Below are 20252 nucleotides of genomic sequence, written 5' to 3'. Positions count from 1 at the left end.
CGTCATTGGCCGGCCTGTATGCAAGTCGGCTCAAGGTGTTCGATCTTGGCCGGCACGCCGGACGCCGACAGGGGCTCGCACGCGGAGCAGCATAAATGACCGAAGCAAAACAGAATTCTCCTGCCAAGGACTGGCTGGAGGCGGAGCTCGCCGACACACTTGACGAAGATTACGAGCTGGAAATGTCGGAACCGGCGCTGTCGCTGGAGATCGCCAAGATCTACAAGAAAGCGCATCCGCCCTCGATGGATCGCCAGCAATATTTTCGCGACCTGATCACGCTGCAATCCGAATTGATCAAGCTGCAGTCCTGGGTGGCATATCACAAGAAAAAGCTGGTCGTGATTTTCGAGGGCCGCGATTCGGCCGGCAAGGGCGGCGTCATCAAGCGCATCACCCAGCGGCTCAATCCGCGCATCTGTCGCGTCGTAGCCTTGCCGGCGCCGACCGAACGCGAAAAGTCGCAATGGTATTTCCAGCGCTACGTCCCGCATCTGCCGGCAGGCGGCGAGATCGTGCTGTTCGACCGCTCCTGGTACAACCGCTCCGGCGTCGAAAGGGTGATGGGATTTGCCAAACCGGATCAGGTCGAGGAGTTTTTTCGCGACGTGCCGGAGTTCGAGCGCATGCTCGTCCGCTCCGGCATCACGCTGGTCAAATACTGGTTCTCCATCACCGACGAGGAGCAGCAGATGCGTTTCCAGATGCGCATCCATGATCCGATGAAGCAGTGGAAGCTGTCGCCGATGGACCTGCAGTCGCGCGTGCGCTGGGAGCAGTACACCAAGGCCAAGGAAGAGACGTTCGCCCGCACCAACATTCCCGAAGCCCCCTGGTTCATCGTCGAAGGCAACGACAAGAAGCGGGCGCGGCTGAACTGCATCGATCATCTCCTCAAGCAGATGCCTTATGAAGAAGTGCCGCACGAAGAGATCACGCTGCCCGACCGCGTCTTCAATCCCGAATACGAGCGCCAGGTGCTGCCGCGCGAGCTGTATGTACCCGAGAAGTATTGAGGCAGGGTTCCCTTCTCCCCGTCAGTATATCGGGAGCCGCCCCTCATTGCATTGCCGGGCATTTCTCCCGGTATAGTGACGGGGAGAAATGGGCTTTCGCCAATCACCAACGTTGCAGAAGTGCCGCTAAGCCCGCTTGATGATGACGTGCGTGGCAAGCGGCGTCACCGCCTGTTCGGTGCACTGATAGCCGAGCTTGAGCATGTCGAGGCCGGCAAAAAGGTTCTCACCCTTGCCGAGCAGCAGCGGCGACACCGCAAGGTGCATCTCGTCGATCAGCTTCTCCTGCAGATATTGACGGATGGTGGCGACGCCGCCGCCGACCCGAACATCCTTGCCGCCGGCCGCCGCCTTCGCCTGTTCCAGCGCCGAGTGGATGCCGTCGGTGACGAAATAGAAGGTCGTGCCGCCTTCCATTACAATAGGGTCGCGTGGATGGTGGGTCAGCACGAAGACCGGTACGTGGTAAGGTGGATTGTCGCCCCACCAGCCTTTCCAGTTCTCGTCCGGCCATTCGCCGCGGATCGGGCCGAACATGTTGCGGCCCAGGATCCAGGCGCCGACATTTTCGAAGCTGCGCACGGTGAACGCCTCGTCGGTATCCATGGTGCCGCCCTCCTTGCCGACCATCTCACGAAATGTGCGGGTGCCGACCATCCATTTGTGCAGATCTTCTCCGCCGACACCGAGAGGATTGCTGAGATCCTGGTCAGGACCGGCGCCGAACCCGTCGAGCGACAGGGTGAAAGCGTTGACGCGAAGTTTGGACATGAGAGCCTCCTCGATAACCAGTTGCGTTTTGCAATCAGTTATTGGGTAGCTTAACTGATTGCGAATTGCAAGCTGTTTTCTGGAACACGGCAAGGCGAGAGCGAAGGGCCAGGCGACTCTCGCTGCGTTTCACCGGCCGGAAACTGAAATTGTCCTGTATGTCGAAGCGGATCGCCGGCTATTGTTCGCGCCGCGAACCAATGTTCGGCTAAGGGGATGCTACCCCTTCAGCATCGCCGCCACTTCGGGCGCGAAATAGGTGAGGATGCCGTCGCAGCCGGCGCGCTTGAAGGCTAGCAGCGATTCCAACATCGCCTTGTCGCCGTCGATCCAGCCATTGGCAGCGGCCGCCTTGATCATCGAATATTCGCCCGACACCTGATAGGCGAAGGTCGGCATCCGGAATTCGTCCTTCAGTCTGCGGACGATGTCGAGATAGGGCAGGCCGGGCTTGACCATCAGCATGTCGGCGCCCTCGGCGAGGTCCTGCTCGGCCTCGCGCACGGCCTCGTCGGAATTGGCGTGGTCGAGATAGTAGGTCTTCTTGTCGCCCTTGAGCAGACCGGCGGTGCCGACCGCCTCGCGGTAGGGGCCGTAGAAGGCGGAGGCGAACTTCGTTGCATAAGACATGATCGCCACATCGGAAAAGCCGTTGGCGTCGAGTGCGTCGCGAATGGCGCCGATGCGGCCGTCCATCATGTCGGAAGGCGCGATGATGTCGGCGCCTGCCGCCGCCTGGATGACGGCAGCCGCGGTCACCTGTTCCACCGTCTCGTCGTTGACAATGATGCCGTCGCGCAAAATGCCGTCATGGCCGTGCGAGGTGAAGGGGTCGAGCGCGGCATCGGTGATGATGCCGATCTCCGGCACCGCGTGTTTGATGGCGCGCGTGGCGCGATTGATGACGTTTTCCGGATCGAGGATATGCGAGCCGGTCTGGTCGCGCAGGCCTAGCTCGACATTCGGGAAGGTGGCAATCGCCGGAATGCCGAGCTTTGCCGCGCGCTCGGCCTCCTTGACGGCAAGGTCGAGCGACAGGCGGAAGACGCCGGGCATGGCGGCGATCGGTTCGCGGATGTTCTTCCCATCGACGACGAAGATCGGCCAGATCAGGTCGTCGACGGAGAGCCGGTTCTCCTGGACGAGGCGGCGCGACCAGTCGGCCTTGCGCATGCGGCGCAAACGGTGGCTGCCGGTGATCTCGTCGACGCTGCGCGCGCCGGCAGGCTTTGCTGGGGTGAATTTGTTCATCGCCAAAACTCCAGATCGGCAGCTTTTACCACGAGCTTCCGCCGCTGACCAATGCGGCACGATTGTGCCAGGCTGGCATTACCTGGATATCGGTATACCAAATCCGGCTGACCGTTGCAGGACAGGATTGACCTTGGCATTGACGCACCCATGCGCCACGCTTTAGCACTTCAGTCCCGGCGGCGCAGGGAGGGAATGTCAGGCGATGGATTTTGGCGGCAGCGACGAGATCCGCTTCGAACGATTGGACAGGGCCCGCATCGTCACGCTGACGCGACCGCAAGCGCTCAATGCCGTCACCCACCGCATGGTCAAGGCGCTCGACAAGGCGCTGCGCGCCTGGGAGCGGGACGACGGCGTCGACGTCGTCGTCGTCAAGGCCGAGGGTAGGGCGTTTTCGGCCGGCGGCGACATCCTCCACATCTACGAGGCCGGCGGGGCGGGAAAGCCGCCGGTCGATTTCTTCGCCGACGAATACCGGCTGAACGCCCGCATCGCGCGGTTCAAAAAACCCTATGTCGCCCTGATCGACGGCATCGTCATGGGCGGCGGCGTCGGCATCTCGTTCCACGGTTCGCATCGGGTGCTGACCGAAAACGCCCAATTCGCCATGCCGGAAGTCGGCATCGGCTTTTTCCCGGATGTCGGCGCCAGTCATCTCCTGCCGAACCTTGGCGGCAGTTTCGGCATGTATCTGGCCCTGACCGGAAACCGCATCCGCTATGGCGACGCTTTGTGGTCGGGCCTGGCGACGCATACGATCAAGGCGCAGGACCAGGCCGGTTTTCTCGACCGGCTGGTCGCGACCGGCGACCCGGAATCGGCGCTGCGCGGCTTTTCCGTCCCGGCCCGCCGCGAGACTGACAGTCGGACGCTGGAAGCGATCGCCCGGCATTTCGCGCAAACGTCGCTGGGTGACGTCATCGGCAGCCTGGAGCGCGCCGCACCCGCCGATGCGTTCGCGACAAAGACGCTGGCGACGATCCGTACCCGCTCGCCGACCAGTCTGCATGTCGCCTGGCGCGAGATCAACGCCGGGCTGACGCTATCGATCGACCAGTGCATGCGGATGGAATTCCGCATCCTCAACCGCATGCTTGCCGGCCACGATTTCTACGAAGGCATCCGCGCTGCCATCATCGACAAGGGCTCGACGCCGCAATGGCGGCCGGCAGGCATCGACGGCGTCAGTGCTGCCGAGGTCGATGCCTATTTTGCTCCGCTTGGCGAACGGGAACTCGAGCTGTGAGCGACGTCACGTCGAGACGCGTCGTGCTCCAGCCCTCGACGGTCGAGGTCATCTTCGCCTGGTTCCAGCGCGTCATATCGGGCTACTGCCTGTGGTTCGGGATTTTGTACTGGATCCGGCTGATCGGCTTCTATCCCGGCTCGTTGTGGCGCTTCGACCTGATGCCGGTGCATTGGCAGGTGGCGGCGGTGACGCTCGCCGTCTTCTTCCCCTTCGCCGCCGCCGGTCTGTGGATGCTGGCCTCCTGGGGGCCGGTGATCTGGTTCATCTGCGCGGCGACCGAGATCGTCATGTATGCCGGCTTTCCCGAGCTCTTCGGCCACCGGCCGCTGATCCTCGCCTCGCATGCGGCGGTGGCGCTGCTCTACATCGTCTTTCGCGTGGTGATCTGGATGCAGAAGCGCCAGAGCCGGCAATAGAGCATCGGACCGATACTCAACAAGAATAGCGCCGCGCGTCCCATTGGACGCGCAAATTTCGCCCGGAACCATTGGCTAAATCTTTAGGTTAATCATCCTTGTTCGGGTGACCCTTCGTTAAGCCTCTTTCGAAACCTCTTACCGGTAAGCTCTTGTTAGCCCTAGCGTTTAAGTCGAATTTTATGAGTATTCGATAGTGTCGCGATCAAGGTGAAAAACAAAAAAATCACCAGGCGACAAACGAGAGGCAAAGACAATGATCAATTCCCGTCCGGCGGCGAAGACCGCCAACGTATCCGATGACCGCCGCGAGGCAATCCGTTCGCTGTACATGGAATCGCTGCAGCTGGTGGAGCGGCTGCACCGCCGTCTGCTTGACGTGATTAAGGACGAATTCGACCGCAACGGCCGTTCCGACATCAACGCCATCCAGGCGCTGCTGCTCTTCAACATCGGCAATTCGGAACTGACCGCCGGCGAACTGCGCTCGCGCGGCTACTATCTCGGCTCGAACGTCTCCTACAATCTGAAGAAGCTGGTTGATCTCGGCTTCATCAACCACCAGCGCTCGCGCATCGACCGTCGTTCGGTGCGGGTCTCGCTGACGCCGAAGGGCAGTGAGGTGGCGGAAGTTGTCGGCGGCCTCTATGAGCGCCATGTCGGCTCGATCGAGCAGGTCGGCGGCATCAACACGGAAGAATTTAAGCAGATGAACCGCGCCCTGCAGCGGCTGGATCGGTTCTGGAACGACACGATTGCGTATCGGATGTAAGGCGCCGCATCGAGATCGGGAGCCGCCCCATAGAAGCGCGGTCGGGGACAGCCAATCAAGGACCGGTGCCGAAAAGCATCGGTCTTTCCGTTTCGTGATACCGGCCGATCCAAATCACGGTCAGGGCCACGTTGCCGCCATATTCCCGGTGAAAGCGAGGATGCGGGTGATGTTGCGGCGAAAACCGGCGTCTCCCTGAACGCGCGTCGCCCCCGGCGCGCTCTCACGAAGTGATAGGGGTCATGGTTGGCGAATTGTTAACAATGCCAACCCTAGAGTGCGGGCGGCATCGCCCGGTGAAATTGTTACAGGAATGTCTGGAGCGTACATGAGAACCAGTCGCCGTTTCTTCCTTTCCGGAGCCTCCGCGTTGGCCGCGACGATGCTTGCCGGTGGTGCCAGCGCGCAGGACGTGATCGCGGATATCCTGAAATCCTCAGGCCGCGGCAACTGGAACGACCAGTTCGACGCCCGCGCCAGCCAGGGCGGCAAGGTGGCCTCGACGCTGCCGATCGTCAGCCTGCAGACCGTTGCGTACACCGAGCAGGCGATAGCGCAGTATCAGAACATTGTCGCGCAGGGCGGCTGGGAGCCGGTCCCGGATACCAAGAAATTGCAGCTCGGTGTTGTCGACCCCGACGTGGTGCCATTGCGCAGGCGCTTGATGATTTCGGGCGACCTGGCGCAGAGCGCCGGCCTGTCAGAGGCCTTCGATTCCTATGTCGATGCGGCGGTCAAGCGCTTCCAGGCGCGCCATGGCCTGCCTTCCGACGGGACCCTGGGCCAATATACCTATGCGGCGATGAATGTTTCGGCGCAGGTCCGGCTTGGCCAGCTGCAGACCAATTTGCAGCGGCTGAACGAACGCGCCGGCACGCTGGGCAACCGTTATGTGTTGGTCGACATCCCGGGCGCCCAGATCGAGGCGGTCGAGAACGACCGCGTCGTGCTGCGCCACACCGCCGTTGTCGGCAAGATCGACCGCCAGACGCCGATCGTCGATTCCAAGATCAACGAGATCATCGTCAATCCCTACTGGAACGCGCCGGTATCGATCGTGCGCAAGGATATCATTCCGCTGATGCGGAAGGACCCCAACTACCTCAAGGACAGCAAGATCCGCCTGTTCGCACCGGATGGCAGCGAGGTCGATCCGCTCACCGTCGACTGGTCGACCGACGACGCGGAGAAATACCGCTTCCGTCAGGACCCGGGCGCCGACAACGCAATGGCCTCGGTCAAGATCAATTTCCCGAGCCCGGACGGCGTCTACATGCACGACACGCCGCAGCAGAGCCTGTTCGGCAAGATGATGCGCTTCGATTCCTCGGGCTGCGTGCGCGTCCAGAACGTGCGCGACCTCGTCACCTGGATCCTGCGCGACACGCCGGGCTGGAACCGCCAGTATTTCGAGTCGGCGATCAAGAGCGGCGAGAACATCCCGGTGCAGGTCACCAATCCGGTGCCGGTCTATTTCCTTTACATCTCGGCCTGGTCGACGGGGCCTGGCGTCGTGCAGTTCCGCGACGACATCTACGGGCTCGACGGAGCCAACGAGCTGCAAATCACCTCTGCGCTCTAAGCGACTGATCTTCTTGCTGAAAGGCCGCCGGTGAGGGCGGCCTTTTTGTATCCGGCTGGAGGGCGCGCTTCGCGCCGGGTCCGGAAAGCGCCGTTCGGTACAGAGCCATGCAAGTCGCCATCTTCATCCTGGTCGTGCTCGTCTTCGTCGCCGTTTCCGGCGCGCTGGTCCGGCTGGTACGGGTGCCGTTGCCGGTGCTGCAGATTGCCATAGGTGCCGCACTCGCCTGGCCGATGCGCGGCATCCATGTCGAAATCGATCCCGAGCTTTTCCTGCTGGTGTTCATTCCGCCGCTGCTGTTCAGCGATGCCTATAGCGCGCCGAAGCGCGAACTGGTGGCGCTGCGCGGGCCGATACTGGATCTTGCCATCGGGCTGGTCTTCTTCACCATTGGCAGCTTCGGCTACGCCTTGCACTGGCTGGTGCCGAGCGTTCCCCTCGTCGTCGCTTTTGCGCTTGCCGCGGTGCTGTCGCCGACTGACGCGGTGGCCGTGTCCTCGATCGTCGACAAGAATGTGGTTCCGGCGCGGCTGATGCACATTCTGGAGGGCGAGTCGCTGCTCAACGATGCGTCGGGGCTGGTCATGTTCCGCTTCGCGGTGGCGGCGGTGTTGACCGGCAGCTTTTCCTTCGCCGCGGCATCTCTGACTTTCCTCTACGCCGTGGCAGTCGGCATCCTGGCCGGCGTGGTGGCATTGTTCGTTGCCGCCAAGGCGCTGCAATTGCTGAGCCGCATCGGCGGCGTGCCGGCCGAGGCGCAGGTCCTTGTCATGATCCTGCTGCCCTTCGTCGCCTATCTCGGCGCGGAGCATTTCGGGGCTTCGGGCATTCTGGCAGCGGTCACCGCAGGCGTGCTGACCGGCGGGTCCGGGATTTTCCGTTTCCTCGGCGTTTCGGCTCGCATCCAGACGATGTCGCTGTGGACGACGCTGTCCTTCGTTTTCAACGGCGCTCTCTTCATTCTGCTCGGCCTGCAGCTTCCCGACATCATCGGCAACGTGCCGCCTGAGCTCAGCGGCCGCTATCCGGTCATCCAGCCGATCCTGACGGTGTTGGCGCTGACGCTGTGCCTGATCGCGCTGCGCTTTGTCTGGATCTGGATTGGCGATATCGCGGCCCGCGCCGTAGCGCGATTGCGCAAGCGCAAGGCCGAGCCGTTCGGGCTACGTATCCGGCTCGCCGGCTCGGTGGCTGGGGTGCGTGGCGCGATAACGCTGGCCGGCATCCTGTCGCTGCCACTCGCCATGCCAGATGGCTCGCCCTTTCCGGCGCGCGACAAGGTGATCTTCCTGGCCGCCGGCGTCATCATCAGCTCGCTGGCCATCGCCAGCCTAGCGCTGCCCCGGATAGCGCGTGGACTTGTCGAGCCGGGCGAAGATGCCGGCGCTGCCGAGGAACGCCTGGCACGTGTCGGCGCGGCCAAGGCGGCCATCGCCCGAATCGAGAGCATCGCCAGAGCCGAAGACGGGGACGAAGGCGAGGTGCCTGGTATCAGGCTTGCCGCGGCCGACAACATTGTCGCCGGCTACCGCCGCCGCATCGCCGCCTCCGACGAGGCCGATGAGGCACGCGCTAAGGCCCGTGAAGCCGGACGGCTGGAGCTCGAAATGAGACTCGCCGGCATCGAGGCGGAGCGCGCGGCCGTGCTCGCCATGTTTCGCAGCCGTCAGATCAACGACCATACGAAGCAGGCGCTGCTGACCGAGATCACGCTCACCGAGGCGTTGCTGAACGGCCGGCAGGCAAGAAAATAGGTGGCTCTTTGGCCTGGCTGCCGCAATCCGACCAGCAAATTTCGCGCCGCAAACGTGGCGGGGCGAAATCAACTGTGTTAATGGCGCGGCAGACCCCCCGGACGACAAGGATCTCAAGCATGGCAACAGCAGCGGCAGCGTCGAACAAATTCGAATCCTTCTTCGAAACCACGCTTGCCGATGCCGACCCGGAGATTTTCGGCGCGATCCGCAACGAACTCGGCCGCCAGCGCCACGAGATCGAGCTGATCGCATCGGAAAACATTGTCTCCCGCGCCGTGCTGGAAGCGCAGGGGTCGATCATGACCAACAAATACGCCGAGGGCTATCCGGGCAAGCGCTACTATGGCGGCTGCCAGTTCGTCGACGTGGCCGAGGAACTAGCCATCGAGCGTGCGAAAAAGCTGTTCGGCTGTAACTTCGCCAACGTCCAACCGAATTCCGGCAGCCAGATGAACCAGGCGGTGTTCCTGGCGCTGCTGCAGCCCGGTGATACCTTCATGGGTCTCGACCTGAACTCGGGCGGGCATCTGACCCATGGCTCGCCGGTCAATATGAGCGGCAAATGGTTCAAGGTCGTTTCCTACGGCGTGCGCAGGGACGATCATCTGCTCGACATGGATGCGATCGAGAAGACCGCCCACGAGACCAAGCCGAAGCTGATCCTGGCCGGCGGCACCGCCTATTCGCGCGTCTGGGACTGGAAGCGCTTTCGCGAGATCGCCGACTCGATCGGCGCCTATCTGATGGTCGACATGGCCCATATTGCCGGCCTGGTCGCCGGTGGCGTGCATCCGTCGCCGCTGCCCTATGCCCATGTGGTGACCACCACCACGCACAAGTCGCTGCGCGGCCCGCGTGGCGGCATGATCCTGTGCAACGACGAGGATATCGCCAAGAAGATGAATTCGGCCGTGTTTCCGGGCCTGCAGGGTGGCCCGCTGATGCATGTCATCGCCGCCAAGGCGGTGGCCTTCGGCGAAGCGCTGAAGCCAAGCTTCAAACTCTACGCCGAGAGCGTTGCCGCCAATGCCAAGGCGCTTGCCTCCAGCCTAAAGGAAACCGGTCTCGACATCGTCTCCGGCGGCACCGACAACCATCTGATGCTGGTCGACCTGCGCCCGAAGAACGCCACCGGCAAACGCGCCGAGGCAGCGCTTGGCCGCGCCAACATCACCTGCAACAAGAACGGCATCCCTTTCGATCCCGAAAAGCCGTTCGTCACCTCGGGCGTGCGGCTCGGCACGCCGGCCGGCACCACGCGCGGTTTCGGCCAGGCCGAGTTCCGCGAGATCGGCAAGCTGATCGCCGAGGTGCTGGACGGGCTCAAGGCCGCGAATTCCGACGAGGGCAATGCAGCCGTCGAGGCAGCGGTGAAGGCGAAGGTGGCCGCGCTGACGGATCGTTTTCCGCTCTATCCCTATCTCGGTTGAGCTCACGCAAAGTGTCGTCCCTTATCAGCCGGACGAAAAGCACTGTTTCAGTGGGGACGGAGTCCGGACAGGAGCCTTGATGATGATGCAGATTTTCCGTGTCGCTGGCTTTGCCGCGCTTGGCGTGTTGGCGACACTGACCACCTTGCCGCTGTCCGCTTTGGCACAGTCTGCGCCCACCCCAGCCGCACCGAAGACCGAAACCTTCGGCAAGTGGTCCACCACTGTGGACGAGATCGATACCAGTGAGGATCTGCGCAGGACCTGTGTCGCCTCGACCGCCTTTCTCGACGCGAGCGGTGCCAGCGGCACCCTCACGCTCGCCATCTCGAATGGTGATGCACTGCCGCCCGATGGCTATCCAATCCTTGTCATCGCCATGAAGAACAAGGACTTGCCGACTGGCGAGAACATTCCGGCGGTGTTCGGCGACAGCAACGGCAAGGTCAAGGCGACCGTCGATGCCATGGCGGGTGCCGGCGGAAAATGGATGTTGAAAAACAAGCCCGAGATCAGCCTGGCGCTGCTGCGTGCCATGCGCCGCGCCAGCGCACTCGATGTGATCTTCGCCGACACACCGGTCGCGACGGTATCGATGGACGGCTTCACAAAGGCCTATCGCAGCCTCGGCGTGTCATGTGGATTCCCAACCGTCGACGTCGCGCCGTAATCGGCCGGTGTTGCCGATGGTATGATCTGGCAATTTTCCTCGCGCCTCGCTATCTCTGAGACGCGAGAGACCACCCCGATACTTTGCCATCGCGGCAAAAACCTCTAAGCCTTTCGCTCCACGAGAATCGCGAACACAAGGCTGTCCATGCGCTGTCCCTACTGCCAGTCCGAAGATACGCAGGTGAAGGATTCGCGCCCCGCCGAAGACGGCGCGGCGATCCGCAGGCGGCGCGTCTGCCCCGATTGCGGCGGCCGCTTCACCACGTTCGAGCGTGTGCAGTTGCGCGACCTCGTGGTGGTAAAGAAGTCCGGACGCAAGGTGCCGTTCGACCGCGACAAGCTGCTGCGCTCGGTCGAGATCGCGGTGCGCAAGCGCAATGTCGATCCCGAGCGCATCGACCGCGCGGTGACCGGCATCGTGCGCCAGCTCGAAAGTTCGGGCGAGACCGAGGTCGCCTCGGGCGAGGTCGGCCGCCTGGTGATGGAGGCGCTGAAATCGCTCGACGACGTCGCCTATGTGCGCTTTGCCTCGGTCTATCGCAATTTCCGCGAGGCCAAGGATTTTCACGACGTGCTGGGTGAGCTCAAAGGTGACGAGATCAAGGAAGAGGACGCCGGCTGAGCATGGCAGGGCCCGGGCGTAGCCAAGCCGAACAAGAGGTTCTTGATCGCCGCTTCATGGCGGCAGCACTCAGGCTGTCGCGCAAAAATGCCGGGCGGACCGGGACCAACCCTTCCGTCGGCACGCTGATCGTGCGTGACGACGGCACCGGACCGGTGATCGTCGGCACCGGTGTCACCGCTGTCGGCGGCCGGCCGCATGCTGAGACCGAGGCGCTGGCCGAGGCCGGCGAGCTCGCACGCGGCGCCACCGCCTATGTCACACTGGAGCCCTGCGCCCACCATGGCCGCACGCCGCCTTGCGCCAATGCACTGCTCAATGCCGGCGTCACGCGGGTGGTTGGGGCTGTGAGCGACCCCGATCCACGCGTGTCCGGCAAGGGCTATGCGATCCTGCGTGCCGCCGGTGTCGAGGTTGTCGAAAGGGTGCTCGCGGCAGAAGCCGCCGAGCAGATGGCCGGCTATCTCATTCGATCTCTGAAAAAACGTCCGGAAGTGATCCTGAAACTTGCGCTTTCCAGCGACGGCAAGATCGGCATGGAAGGCGAGGGGCAAGTCTCGATCACCGGCGACATCGCCCGGCGCGAAGTCTATCTGATGCGGGCCGAAGCCGACGGCATATTGATCGGCATCGGCACGGCGCTGGAGGACGATCCGGCGCTGACGGTGCGGTTGCCGGGGCTGGAAAACCGTTCGCCGGCGCGCATCGTGCTCGACCGCCAGATCAGGCTGCCGGACACGTCGAAGCTGGTCGCCGGCGTCGACCGGGTTCCGCTCTATGTCGCCGCCTGCGCCGAAGCCGACCCATACCGGCGGGCCGCGCTGGAACGCGCCGGCGTGCGCTTCATCGGCACCGAGACGTATGAAGGCGATATAGCGTTGCCGGAACTGCTCGAGGATCTGGCGGCGCTTGGGATGGCGAGCGTGCTGGTCGAGGGCGGCGCCAAGGTGGCCAAGGCCTTCCTCGCCGAAGGGCTGGTCGACCGCATCGTGCTGTTCCAGGGGCAGGAGCCGATCGGCAGGAGCGGCATTGTATCGCCCATCGACGCCAACCATATCCCGGCAGGATTTCGCAAATTGCGCGACATGCGTTTCGGCGAAGATAGCTACGCGGAGTGGATAAGGGACATCTGATGTTTACCGGGATTGTCACCGATGTCGGCACCGTCGCTGCGGTGAAGCCGCTGAGAGAGGGCGTCGGCCTGCGCATCGACACCGCCTATGACCCGCAGACCATCGCCATCGGTGCTTCGATTTGTTGTGGCGGCGTCTGCCTGACGGTGACGGCCTTGCCGGAAAGCGGCGCCAATGCGCGCTGGTTCGAGGTCGAGGCCTGGGAAGAGGCGCTCAGGCTGACAACCGCCATGGGCTGGAAATCCGGCACGAGGATCAATCTGGAGCGGGCGCTGAAGATCGGCGACGAGCTTGGTGGCCACATCGTTTCAGGCCATGTCGACGGCACGGCCGAGATCATCGAACGCAAGGACGAGGGCGATGCTGTGCGCTTCACGCTGGAAGCGCCGCGCGACCTGGCCAAATTTATCGCGCCCAAGGGTTCGGTCGCGCTCGACGGTACCTCGCTCACCGTCAACAAGGTTGAGGGCACGCGCTTCGACGTGCTTCTGATCCATCACTCGCTGACGGTGACCACCTGGGGCGAACGCCAGGTCGGCGACCGGGTCAACCTTGAGATCGACACCATGGCCCGCTACGCGGCGCGTTTGGCCGAGGCCGAGAAAGTGGGGCTTTGATGATTGAGGGCAGAAGGACTTCCAGACAGGAAGAGCAACTGACGCGCGAAGCGTTAGCCGATGTTGACGCCGGTAATGTGATTGACCACCATGTCGTGCAGGCTTGGGCTTTGAGCCTTGATCCCAGGGATCGGCGTCAGACTCCGCGCCGGAAAATAAAATAGTTTCGGCAGACCTCCCGCATCTCCACCAATCTTCTGCTTGCGATCAAACCGGCTTCGGCCTAAGTCACCGGCGATCCCGGAGACATCTATGGCTGGCACATCCCAACACGGCAAAGCGTTCATTCGCCCGAAGAAGAAGGCCCACCTTCTTATCATCGAGGCACGCTTCCACGACGATCTTGCCGATGCGCTGCTCGAAGGCGCGACAAGCGCGCTCGAGGAAGCGGGCGCGACATACGATGTCGTCACCGTCCCGGGCTCGCTCGAGGTTCCCGCGGTGATTTCCTTCGCGCTTGACAGCGCGGCCGAAGGCGGGCCGAGCTATGACGGTTTTGTCGCCCTTGGTACCATCGTGCGCGGTGACACCTATCATTTCGACATCGTAGCCAATGAATCGAGCCGCGCCCTGATGGACTTGTCCGTGCAGGAAGCGGTCTGCATCGGCAACGGCATCCTGACCACCGAAAATGACGAACAGGCCTGGACGCGGGCCAAACGCTCGGAAGGCGACAAGGGCGGCTTTGCCGCGCGTGCGGCGCTGACTATGATTGCCCTCAAACAACAATTGGGAGAGCGATCGTGAGCGGGCCCGCATCACCCGGCCAGGCCGCAGCACGCCTCGCCAACAAGCGCGGTGCTGCCCGTCTGGCCGCAGTGCAGGCGCTCTATCAGATGGATGTGGCCGGCAGCGGCGTCTTCGAAATCACCGCCGAATATGAGGCATTCAGGCTCGGCAAGGAAGTCGACGGCGCGCTCTATCGCGAGGCGGACGCACAATGGTTTCGCGCCATCCTCGCCGGCGTCGTCGAGAACCAGAAAACCATCGATCCGGTCATCCGCCAGGCGTTGACCGAGGACTGGCCGCTGTCCAGGCTCGATTCGACGCTGCGCGCCATATTGCGCGCCGGCGTCTACGAACTGGTGAAGCGAGAGGACGTGCCGGTGGCTGTCATCGTTTCGGAATATGTCGACATAGCCAAGGCGTTTTACGAAGAAGACGAGCCGAAGCTGGTCAACGCGGTGCTCGATCGCGTGTCGCGCCGGGTGCGCGGCGAAGGGCGTGGCAAGGACGCTTCATGACGGCCGTCGCTATCGCCGAGGCTGGCAGGGAAGCGCGCCGCACCGCGCTCATCCTTGCCGCTTCGCAGGCGATTATCGGTTCGGCCGCACCCATCGCCATTTCCGTGGGCGGGTTGGCCGGACATTATCTGCTCGGCTCCGACAAGTCGCTGGCGACCGCACCGATCACCGGCTTCAACGTCGGCGTGGCGCTCGGCGCCTTGCCGGCCGCCGCCATCATCAGCCGGCTCGGCCAGCGCGACGGCTTCATGACCGGCACGATCGTCACTGCGCTCGGTGGTCTGATCGCCACGCTGGCGCTGTTTCAAGCCAGCTTTTGGCTCTTCGCCTTCGGCCTGCTGGTGATCGGCATCGGCGGTGCCTTCGTCCAGCAATTCCGCTTCGCCGCCGCCGACAACGCTCCGTCTGAATTCAAGGCGCGCGCCATCTCCTTCGTACTGGCCGGCGGCATCGTCACCGCCATCCTTGGGCCGCAGATCGTCATCTTCACCCGCGAATTGTTTGCGCCGGTGATGTTTGCCGGCTCGTTCGCGTCGATCCTGGGGCTGGCAGCTGTCGGCGCCGCCATCCTGTCGTTCCTGCGCATCCCGGCCAAGGCAGCCGGCAAGGTGGAAATCGCCGACAGCGATGCGCGGCCGCTCTCCGAGATCGTCACAAGGCCGCGCTTCGTGGCGGCGCTGTTTTGTGCCGTCGGCAGCTACGCGCTGATGAGCTTCGTCATGACCGGCGCACCGCTCGCCATGGTCGGCTGCGGCCTGTCGACGGACGACGCCACGCTCGGCATTTCCTGGCATGTGATGGCGATGTTCGCGCCGAGCTTCTTCACCGGCTCGCTGATCTATCGCTTTGGCGCCGAACGGATCGTCGCAACCGGACTTGTGTTGCTCGTCGGCTGCGCAGTGGTGGCGCTGTCGGGCTTGGCACTGTGGCAGTTCTGGACAGCGCTGATCCTGCTCGGCCTCGGCTGGAATTTCGGCTTTATCGGCGCCACTGCCATGGTCGCCGACAGCTACCGGCCATCCGAAAAGGGCAAGGTCCAGGGTTTTCACGACTTCGTCCTGTTCGGCTCCGTCGCTTTCGCATCGCTGATGTCGGGCGCCGTCTACAACGCCTGGGGCTGGGAGATGCTGAACTGGATCATCTTCCCGGTGACGGTGCTGTGCTTCGTGGCACTGGGTGTGTTGAAGATGACAAGCGCGCGGCCGACCAGCGCATGACCCCGAACCGAAGGTTCGCTTCGGCGAAATCGGAATCGATTTCGCTGGGGATCATGCGCAAAATCAAAATTGCTACAGCGTCCTTTGCGCGTCCAAGCGGACGCGCGGCGCTGTAGTGACATGACGCTGTCATGACGAGGCAGCCGCGAGCTCACCCGCTTCTGAACAATTATTGCGCCCATGCCCCTTCTTATGAAACCGTGTACCCCGACGGAGCATTGAAGCCATGCTCATATGCGGCAGCCGTAGTCCGGTTCTCAGCAAGGGATTTGTGAAATGTTTTCAGTCAAGGTTTTGGCCGGCGCGGCTCTGGCGCTCGGCATCACCGCAGCCTCGGCGCGCGCTCAGGTGGTCGTGTCGTCGAAAATCGACACTGAGGGCGGTGTGCTCGGCAACATCATCCAACTCGTGCTGAACGCCAACGACATCCAGACCACCGACCGTATCCAGCTCGGCGGCACTCCGGTGGTGCGCAAGGCGATCACCGCCGGCGAGATCGACATTTATCCGGAATACACCGGCAATGCCGCCTTCTTCTTCGAAAAGGCCGACGACCCCGTGTGGAAGGATGCCGCCAAGGGCTATGAAATGGCCAAGAAGCTCGACTATGACGCCAACAAGATCGTCTGGCTGTCGCCGTCGCCGGCCAATAACACCTGGGCGATTGCGCTGCGCAAGGATGTCGCCGAGACCAACAAGCTGGCGACGCTGTCCGACTTCGGCAAATATGTCGCCGGCGGCGGCCAGGTGGTGCTGGCGGCCTCGGCCGAGTTCGTCAATTCGGCTGCCGCGCTGCCGGCCTTCCAGACCACCTATGGCTTCACGCTTAAGCCGGACCAGCTGATCACGCTGTCCGGCGGCGATACGGCGGCGACCATCGCCGCTGCGGCGAACCAGACCAACGGCGCCAATGCCGCCATGGTCTACGGCACCGATGGCGGCATCGCGCCGTCCGGCCTGGTCGTGCTCGATGACGACAAGGGCGTGCAGCCGGTCTACCAGCCGGCTCCGATCATCCGCGAGGCGGTGCTGAACGAGCATCCCGAGATCGAGACGCTGCTGAAGCCGGTCTTCGCCAAGCTTGACCTCGTCACCCTGCAGGAACTGAACGGCCGCGTGCAGGTCGGCGGCGAGCCGGTCAAGGGCGTCGCCGAAGACTTTTTGAAGAAGAACGGGTTTTTGAAGTAGGCCGTTCCTGAAATCGTGACATCGGTGCGCGGCGCCCCCCTCTGGCCTGCCGGCCATCTCCCCCTCAAGGGGGGAGATCAGATGTCGCGACGGCTTTCGCCACCTTTCAGCTGTGCAAGGTGTATACCGGCGCTGACGCTGCCAATCTCTCCCCTTGAGGGGGAGATGGCCGGCAGGACAGAGGGGGGCGCGACGGAGCGCGACGGTCCTGACGTCAGATCCTCAAGTCGCCGCGATCGCACATGCAAGTCATGACAGTCCGGTTCGACAAGCTCGGCGTGGTCATTGTCGCGATCGTTGCCTATGCGGCGTTCGCAGCACCCTTCGCCACCTTCCGCGCCAACCGCATCGTGCCCGGCGAGGCGCGCTCGATCCTTGATTCCTTGCCGGCGGCGGTCGGCCCATTGCTGCTGGCGATCCTCGTCATCGCGGCAATCATCGCGCTCTTGAAAACGCCGCTCGTCCTGCGCCTTGTGGCTAGCGTGATCGCGCTTGCAGCCCTTGCCATACTGATCGGCGTCGCCGGCAGCTTCCTGACGCCTGAGGGTAATACGTTCGCGCGCATTTCGCCTGCCTCGGGTTTCTGGCTGCTCATCTTCGCCTTCACGCTTTTGCTTGCCGATGTGCTGACGCGATTGAATCTGTCGCCATGGGCACGCCTCGGCGGGCTCGTCATAGCTGCGCTGGCAATCGGCCTGCTTTTGGCTTCGGGAAGTTGGAACAGCCTGTCGATCCTCAAGGAATATGCGAACCGCGCCGACACTTTCTGGGCGGAGGGCTCCAAGCATGTGACGCTGGCGCTGGGCTCGCTGGCGGCGGCGGTGGTCGTTGGTCTGCCGCTCGGCATCCTCTGCCACCGCGTCGACAAATTTCGCGCCGGCGTGCTGAATGTGCTCAACATCATCCAGACCATTCCTTCCATCGCGCTGTTCGGCCTGCTGATCGCGCCGCTCGGCTGGGTCGCCACGCATGTGCCGGGAGCGGCGGCGCTTGGCATTCGCGGCATCGGCACCGCCCCCGCCTTCCTCGCGCTGTTCCTCTATTCGCTGCTGCCGGTGGTGGCCAACACCGTGGTCGGCCTTGCCGGCGTGCCGCGCGCCGCCAACGACGCCGCCCGCGGCATGGGCATGACCGATCGCCAGCGCCTGTTCGGCGTCGAGTTTCCGCTGGCTTTTCCGGTCATCCTCACTGGCATCCGCATCGTGCTGGTGCAGAACATCGGCCTCGCCACCATTGCCGCGCTGATCGGCGGCGGCGGCTTCGGCGTGTTCGTGTTCCAGGGCGTCGGCCAGACGGCGATGGACCTGGTGCTGCTCGGCGCCGTGCCGACGGTGGCGATGGCCTTTGCCGCCGCTATCATCCTCGACGCAGTGATCGAAATGACCGCCACCAAGCGCAGGGTTAAAACGGCATGATCGAGATCGAAGGCATTACCAAGCGCTATGACGCGACGACCGTCGTCGACGACGTGTCGATGCTGATAGAACCACGCACCATCGCCGTGATTGTCGGCACTTCCGGCTCCGGCAAAACGACGCTGCTACGCATGATCAACCGGCTGGTCGAGCCGACCTCGGGCGTCATCAAGCTAGACGGCGCCGACAACCGTTCGCTGCCCGGCTACGAACTGCGGCGCAGCATCGGCTACGCCATCCAGGGCCACGGCCTGTTTCCGCACCGCACGGTGGCGCAGAACATCGCCACCGTGCCAGTGCTGCTCGGCTGGGACAAGGCTCGCATCAAGGCCCGTGTCGAAGAGTTAATGACGCTCTATCAGCTCGACCCCGAGGCGTTCGGGCCGCGCTATCCGCACGAGCTTTCCGGCGGCCAGCAGCAGCGCGTCGGCGTTGCCCGCGCGCTTGCCGCCGAGCCGAACGTGCTTCTGATGGACGAGCCGTTCGGTGCCCTCGACCCGATCATCCGCAATAAGGCGCAGGAGGATCTTCTGGCGATCCAGAAGCGCTTTGGCACCACCATCATCCTCGTCACCCATGACATGGAGGAGGCGGTCCATATGGGCGACAAGATCGCGGTGATGGATGCCGGCAAGCTCGTGCAATATGCCAAGCCCGCCGAGATCCTGGCGAAGCCGGCCAGCGCCTTCGTCGAGACACTGGTCGGCGCCAGCGAAAAACCGTTCAGACTGCTGTCGCTCGGCCGCGTGCGCGACGCGGTGGAGACGGGCACCGCCGAAGGCGAGGCGATCCCCGACGACGCCAGCCAGCGAGATGCGCTGGCTGAACTCCTCTGGTCGGGACGCCCGGCGCTGCCGGTGAAAGGCGCCGACGGCAAGCCGCTCGGCCGCGTGACCGTGGACGGGCTGGTGAAACGCGCGGCGAGGCCGGCGTGAAAGAGGCCGGTGTAAAAGCCTGGCTTCCGTCGCTGCTCAGGCTTGTCCTGGTGGTGTTGCTGGTTGCGTTCGTGACCAATCCCGGTTGGTTCGAGCCGCTGCTGAAGCCGCTGACCGAGAACAACGCGCCGGCAATCTACAATCAGGGCAGCCTTTTGACGTTGACGCTGCTGCATCTGCGGACCGTGCTGATCGCGACGGTGGCGGCGACCATCGTTGCCGTGGCGCTCGCCATCCTGGTCACCAGGCCGGCCGGCGTCGAATTCCTGCCGCTGTCGCGCAGCCTGGTCAATATCGGCCAGACCTTTCCGCCGGTGGCGGTGCTGGCGCTAGCCGTGCCGGCGGTCGGCTTTGGCGAGAAGCCGACACTGATCGCGCTGTTTCTCTACGGCCTTCTGCCGATCTTCGAGAACGCGCTGACCGGGCTGACGACGCTGCCGGCCAACGTGGTCGAGGCGGCGCGCGGCGCCGGCATGACCGGCTGGCAAAGGCTGGTCAAGATCGAGCTGCCGCTCAGCGCGCCGATCATCCTCGGCGGTATCCGGCTGTCGGTGGTCATCAGCCTCGCCACCGCGACGATCGGCTCGACCGTGGCGGCCAGGACGCTGGGCGAGGTGATCATCGCCGGTCTGTTGTCGAACAACCTCGCCTTCGTCCTGCAGGGCGGCCTGATCGTTGCCGCCCTTGCCGTGCTGATCTATGACGGGCTGTCGGCGATCGAGCGCTACACCGCGCGCCGCATGGGGCAGGAGACGGCGTAGCCGACAAATCAGCTCAGATATCGCCTTGCTTATCTCGACGGGAACAGTGATTTCCATGACCCGACCGGGTTCTGAAGTGAAAGATAGCGGCTCTACCGAGAGGCTTTAGGCGAAAGCCGGGCAAAAACCGAACAATATCTTGACGTTCGCAACCCTGTTTCGCATAAGCCGGTGCGAAGGGAGCGGATTCCGCGCGCGGAA

General features: G+C 63.4%; 20 protein-coding genes. 18 read left to right on the top strand and 2 right to left on the bottom strand.

Going from position 1 to position 20252, the window contains the following annotated elements:
* Positions 1-95 precede the first annotated feature (95 nt).
* Positions 96-1016: a polyphosphate kinase 2 gene (gene ppk2 / locus ACWTU8_RS11935; RefSeq protein WP_455848223.1), complete on the top strand. Its 921-nt coding sequence runs from the start codon at positions 96-98 to the stop codon at positions 1014-1016.
* Positions 1017-1142: 126 nt separating this feature from the next.
* Here ppk2 and ACWTU8_RS11930 read toward each other — a convergent pair whose 3' ends face one another.
* Both ACWTU8_RS11930 and hemB read right to left on the bottom strand, forming a co-directional pair.
* On the bottom strand, positions 1143-1787 hold the full coding sequence (locus ACWTU8_RS11930; RefSeq protein ID WP_455848222.1) for a dihydrofolate reductase family protein: 645 nt from the start codon (positions 1785-1787) through the stop codon (positions 1143-1145).
* Between the two features lie 219 nt (positions 1788-2006).
* The gene (gene hemB / locus ACWTU8_RS11925) at positions 2007-3038 is read right to left on the bottom strand and encodes a porphobilinogen synthase (protein ID WP_455848221.1); all 1032 of its coding nucleotides are present in this window, start codon (positions 3036-3038) and stop codon (positions 2007-2009) included.
* Between the two features lie 205 nt (positions 3039-3243).
* Here hemB and ACWTU8_RS11920 point away from each other — a divergent pair, with 205 nt between their 5' ends.
* From ACWTU8_RS11920 to ACWTU8_RS11840, 17 genes are all read left to right on the top strand, one after another.
* Positions 3244-4287, top strand: coding sequence for a 3-hydroxyisobutyryl-CoA hydrolase (locus ACWTU8_RS11920; RefSeq protein ID WP_455848220.1), 1044 nt, complete (start codon positions 3244-3246; stop codon positions 4285-4287).
* Entirely contained in the window at positions 4284-4706 is a 423-nt protein-coding gene (locus ACWTU8_RS11915) for a DUF6163 family protein (protein ID WP_455848219.1), read from the top strand. Before ACWTU8_RS11920 ends, ACWTU8_RS11915 begins: the two co-directional genes overlap by 4 nt.
* Before the next feature lie 256 nt (positions 4707-4962).
* Entirely contained in the window at positions 4963-5478 is a 516-nt protein-coding gene (ldtR, locus tag ACWTU8_RS11910) for a transcriptional regulator LdtR (RefSeq protein ID WP_095485756.1), read from the top strand.
* A 328-nt stretch (positions 5479-5806) separates the two neighbouring features.
* Positions 5807-7060 (top strand): L,D-transpeptidase family protein, encoded by a 1254-nt coding sequence (locus tag ACWTU8_RS11905; protein ID WP_455848218.1) that lies wholly within the window; start codon positions 5807-5809, stop codon positions 7058-7060.
* A 107-nt stretch (positions 7061-7167) separates the two neighbouring features.
* Positions 7168-8814: a Na+/H+ antiporter gene (locus ACWTU8_RS11900; protein WP_455848217.1), complete on the top strand. Its 1647-nt coding sequence runs from the start codon at positions 7168-7170 to the stop codon at positions 8812-8814.
* A 119-nt stretch (positions 8815-8933) separates the two neighbouring features.
* A complete protein-coding gene (gene glyA / locus ACWTU8_RS11895) occupies positions 8934-10247 on the top strand; it encodes a serine hydroxymethyltransferase (protein WP_455848216.1) in 1314 nt (437 codons plus the stop codon).
* 82 nt (positions 10248-10329) lie between these two features.
* A complete protein-coding gene (locus ACWTU8_RS11890) occupies positions 10330-10917 on the top strand; it encodes a hypothetical protein (RefSeq protein WP_455848443.1) in 588 nt (195 codons plus the stop codon).
* A 147-nt stretch (positions 10918-11064) separates the two neighbouring features.
* Complete coding sequence (nrdR, locus tag ACWTU8_RS11885; RefSeq protein WP_455848215.1) at positions 11065-11541, top strand: transcriptional regulator NrdR; 477 nt, start codon at positions 11065-11067, stop codon at positions 11539-11541.
* Between the two features lie 2 nt (positions 11542-11543).
* Positions 11544-12674: a bifunctional diaminohydroxyphosphoribosylaminopyrimidine deaminase/5-amino-6-(5-phosphoribosylamino)uracil reductase RibD gene (gene ribD, locus ACWTU8_RS11880; RefSeq protein WP_455848214.1), complete on the top strand. Its 1131-nt coding sequence runs from the start codon at positions 11544-11546 to the stop codon at positions 12672-12674.
* The gene (locus tag ACWTU8_RS11875; RefSeq protein ID WP_455848213.1) at positions 12674-13291 is read left to right on the top strand and encodes a riboflavin synthase; all 618 of its coding nucleotides are present in this window, start codon (positions 12674-12676) and stop codon (positions 13289-13291) included. Before ribD ends, ACWTU8_RS11875 begins: the two co-directional genes overlap by 1 nt.
* Positions 13292-13543: 252 nt before the next feature.
* Complete coding sequence (ribH, locus tag ACWTU8_RS11870; RefSeq protein WP_455848212.1) at positions 13544-14038, top strand: 6,7-dimethyl-8-ribityllumazine synthase; 495 nt, start codon at positions 13544-13546, stop codon at positions 14036-14038.
* Entirely contained in the window at positions 14035-14535 is a 501-nt protein-coding gene (gene nusB, locus ACWTU8_RS11865; RefSeq protein WP_455848211.1) for a transcription antitermination factor NusB, read from the top strand. Before ribH ends, nusB begins: the two co-directional genes overlap by 4 nt.
* Positions 14532-15752, top strand: coding sequence for an MFS transporter (locus ACWTU8_RS11860; protein WP_455848210.1), 1221 nt, complete (start codon positions 14532-14534; stop codon positions 15750-15752). Before nusB ends, ACWTU8_RS11860 begins: the two co-directional genes overlap by 4 nt.
* Positions 15753-16028: 276 nt before the next feature.
* On the top strand, positions 16029-16940 hold the full coding sequence (gene osmF, locus ACWTU8_RS11855; protein WP_455848209.1) for a glycine betaine ABC transporter substrate-binding protein OsmF: 912 nt from the start codon (positions 16029-16031) through the stop codon (positions 16938-16940).
* Between the two features lie 251 nt (positions 16941-17191).
* Complete coding sequence (locus ACWTU8_RS11850) at positions 17192-18355, top strand: ABC transporter permease (RefSeq protein WP_455848442.1); 1164 nt, start codon at positions 17192-17194, stop codon at positions 18353-18355.
* Positions 18352-19290: an ABC transporter ATP-binding protein gene (locus ACWTU8_RS11845; RefSeq protein WP_455848208.1), complete on the top strand. Its 939-nt coding sequence runs from the start codon at positions 18352-18354 to the stop codon at positions 19288-19290. The genes ACWTU8_RS11850 and ACWTU8_RS11845 overlap by 4 nt, the downstream gene beginning before the upstream one ends.
* Positions 19287-20051, top strand: coding sequence for an ABC transporter permease (locus tag ACWTU8_RS11840; RefSeq protein ID WP_455848207.1), 765 nt, complete (start codon positions 19287-19289; stop codon positions 20049-20051). Before ACWTU8_RS11845 ends, ACWTU8_RS11840 begins: the two co-directional genes overlap by 4 nt.
* Positions 20052-20252: the final 201 nt, after the last annotated feature.

The sequence above is a fragment of the Mesorhizobium sp. BHbdii genome, from assembly GCF_053848045.1.
This window is presented reverse-complemented; position numbering and strand designations above follow the sequence as displayed.

Bases quoted from the DNA above. Each gene is read 5' to 3' on its own strand.
- ppk2 (WP_455848223.1), top strand. From the start codon at position 96: ATGACCGAAGCAAAACAGAATTCTCCTGCCAAGGACTGGCTGGAGGCG.
- ACWTU8_RS11930 (WP_455848222.1), bottom strand. From the start codon at position 1,787: ATGTCCAAACTTCGCGTCAACGCTTTCACCCTGTCGCTCGACGGGTTC.
- hemB (WP_455848221.1), bottom strand. From the start codon at position 3,038: ATGAACAAATTCACCCCAGCAAAGCCTGCCGGCGCGCGCAGCGTCGAC.
- ACWTU8_RS11920 (WP_455848220.1), top strand. From the start codon at position 3,244: ATGGATTTTGGCGGCAGCGACGAGATCCGCTTCGAACGATTGGACAGG.
- ldtR (WP_095485756.1), top strand. From the start codon at position 4,963: ATGATCAATTCCCGTCCGGCGGCGAAGACCGCCAACGTATCCGATGAC.
- ACWTU8_RS11905 (WP_455848218.1), top strand. From the start codon at position 5,807: ATGAGAACCAGTCGCCGTTTCTTCCTTTCCGGAGCCTCCGCGTTGGCC.
- ACWTU8_RS11900 (WP_455848217.1), top strand. From the start codon at position 7,168: ATGCAAGTCGCCATCTTCATCCTGGTCGTGCTCGTCTTCGTCGCCGTT.
- glyA (WP_455848216.1), top strand. From the start codon at position 8,934: ATGGCAACAGCAGCGGCAGCGTCGAACAAATTCGAATCCTTCTTCGAA.
- ACWTU8_RS11890 (WP_455848443.1), top strand. From the start codon at position 10,330: ATGATGCAGATTTTCCGTGTCGCTGGCTTTGCCGCGCTTGGCGTGTTG.
- nrdR (WP_455848215.1), top strand. From the start codon at position 11,065: ATGCGCTGTCCCTACTGCCAGTCCGAAGATACGCAGGTGAAGGATTCG.
- ribD (WP_455848214.1), top strand. From the start codon at position 11,544: ATGGCAGGGCCCGGGCGTAGCCAAGCCGAACAAGAGGTTCTTGATCGC.
- ACWTU8_RS11875 (WP_455848213.1), top strand. From the start codon at position 12,674: ATGTTTACCGGGATTGTCACCGATGTCGGCACCGTCGCTGCGGTGAAG.
- ribH (WP_455848212.1), top strand. From the start codon at position 13,544: ATGGCTGGCACATCCCAACACGGCAAAGCGTTCATTCGCCCGAAGAAG.
- ACWTU8_RS11860 (WP_455848210.1), top strand. From the start codon at position 14,532: ATGACGGCCGTCGCTATCGCCGAGGCTGGCAGGGAAGCGCGCCGCACC.
- osmF (WP_455848209.1), top strand. From the start codon at position 16,029: ATGTTTTCAGTCAAGGTTTTGGCCGGCGCGGCTCTGGCGCTCGGCATC.
- ACWTU8_RS11850 (WP_455848442.1), top strand. From the start codon at position 17,192: ATGACAGTCCGGTTCGACAAGCTCGGCGTGGTCATTGTCGCGATCGTT.
- ACWTU8_RS11845 (WP_455848208.1), top strand. From the start codon at position 18,352: ATGATCGAGATCGAAGGCATTACCAAGCGCTATGACGCGACGACCGTC.